The organism is Micromonospora sp. M51 (assembly GCF_018070305.1).
Lineage (GTDB): Bacteria > Actinomycetota > Actinomycetes > Mycobacteriales > Micromonosporaceae > Micromonospora > Micromonospora parva.
On record NZ_JAGPXZ010000931.1, the window covers coordinates 1 to 2,097 of the forward strand.

Consider the following 2,097-nt stretch of genomic DNA (forward strand, 5'->3'; position numbering starts at 1 on the left):
CGCGACCTCAAGCTCGCCGACCTTCGCGGCAAGATCGTCATCGCGGATTTTTGGACGTTCTGCTGTATCAACTGCCTGCACGTGCTCGACGAGCTGCGCCCGCTGGAGGAGAAGTACGGCGACGTGCTCGTCGTGATCGGCGTGCACTCGCCGAAGTTCGAGCACGAGAAGGACGCCGACGCGCTCGCCGCCGCCGTGGAGCGGTACGGGGTGCACCACCCCGTCCTCGACGATCCTGAGCTGGACATGTGGCAGCAGTACGCGGCCCGGGCCTGGCCGACCCTGTCGGTGATCGACCCCGAGGGTTACGTGGTGGCCACCATGGCCGGCGAGGGGCACGCCGAAGGGCTCGCCCGGCTGATCGACGAGTTGGTCGCCACCCACGAGGCCAAGGGCACCCTGCACCGGGGGGACGGCCCGTACGTCCCGCCGCCGGCACCGGAGACCGCGCTGCGCTTCCCGGGTAAGGCGACGCTGCTGCCGAACGGCAACCTGCTGGTCTCGGACTCGGCCCGGCACTCGGTGGTCGAGGTCGAGCCGGACGGTGAGACGCCGGTGCGGCGGATCGGCTCGGGTGAGCGGGGTCGGGCGGACGGGCCGGCGGCCACCGCGACGTTCTCCGAGCCGCAGGGCGTGTGCCTGCTGCCCACGCATGTCGCCGAGGTGGCCGGTTACGACCTGGTGGTGGCCGACACCGTCAACCACCTGCTGCGCGGCGTACGGCTGGAGTCCGGCGAGGTGGTCACGGTGGCCGGCAGCGGCCGGCAGTGGCGCGCCGAGGTCGACGACCACGCCCACGACGCGCTCGCCGTCGACCTCTCCTCACCGTGGGATCTGGCCTGGTACGACGACAAGCTGATCATCGCGATGGCCGGTATCCACCAGCTGTGGTGGTTCGACCCGATCAAGCGGACCGCCGGCATGTACGCCGGCACCACAGTGGAGGCGCTGCGCGACGGCCCGCTGGCCGAGGCGTGGATGGCCCAGCCGTCGGGGCTCTCCGTCTCGGTCGACGGCACCCGGCTCTGGGTGGCTGACAGCGAGAGCAGTGCGATCCGGTACGTGGAGAACGGCGTGCTGGGCACCGCCGTCGGGCAGGGCCTGTTCGATTTCGGGCACGTGGACGGTCCGGCGGAGTCGGCGCTGCTGCAACACCCGCTGGGCGTGTGCGCGCTGCCGGACGGCTCGGTGCTGATCGCTGACACGTACAACGGCGCGGTGCGCCGCTTCGACCCGGACAGCAACCAGGTCTCCACCGTGGCGGACGGGTTGGCGGAGCCGAGCGACCTGGTGCTCACCCCGTCCGGTGAGGTGCTGGTGGTGGAGTCGGCCGCGCACCGGTTGACCCGGCTCGCGCCGGGTGCCCTGTCGGCGGCGGGGGCCAGCACGGTGGACGGCCCCCGGCACCGCACCGAGCGCAAGCCGACTGATCTCGCGGCCGGCGAGGTCACCCTGGACATCGTCTTCACCCCGGCGCCGGGGCAGAAGTTGGACGAGACGTACGGGCCGTCGACCCGGTTGGTGGTGTCGGCGTCCCCGCCGGAGCTGCTGGTGGAGGGTGCCGGGACGGGCACCGAGCTGTCCCGTCGGCTGGTGCTCAACGGCGAGGTCACCGCTGGCGTGCTTCAGGTGACGGCTCAGGCGGCGACCTGTGACGCGGACGTGGAGCACGCGGCGTGCCACCTGACCCGGCAGGACTGGGGCGTACCGGTCCGGGTGGTCGACGGTGCCGTGACGCGGCTGCCACTGGTGCTCCGCGGTCTGGACGCCTGACCTGGTCGGAGGGCCCCGCGCGGGCCCCTCCGGTCAGGCGAACGGGGCGAGCGTGATGTCGGCGTCGATCAGGGTGGCGCGGACGAGTTCGGCTGCGGAGACCGCACCCGGGGTGTCGCCGTGCACGCAGATCGAGTCGACCGAGCAGGGGATGACGGTGCCGTCGACAGCCACCACGCTGCGGTGCGTGGCCATCCGCACCGCCCGTTCGGCGACCTGCTCGGGGTCGGTGATCACCGCGCCCGGGGTGCCGCGCGGCACCAGCGCACCGTTGGGCAGGTAGGCGCGGTCGGCGAAGGCCTCGCCCAACTCGCCGTCGGTGCC

At 72.5% G+C, this 2,097-nt stretch carries 2 protein-coding genes; one reads left to right on the forward strand and one right to left on the reverse strand.

Going from position 1 to position 2,097, the window contains the following annotated elements; translation table 11 throughout:
* Positions 1-1,773: NHL domain-containing thioredoxin family protein (locus tag KBX53_RS30895; RefSeq protein ID WP_210863267.1), on the forward strand; the 1,773-nt coding region annotated here is incomplete at its 5' end.
* Between the two features lie 33 nt (positions 1,774-1,806).
* Here KBX53_RS30895 and KBX53_RS30900 read toward each other — a convergent pair.
* The coding region (locus tag KBX53_RS30900; RefSeq protein ID WP_210863269.1) for a LamB/YcsF family protein at positions 1,807-2,097 on the reverse strand (291 nt) is incomplete at its 5' end.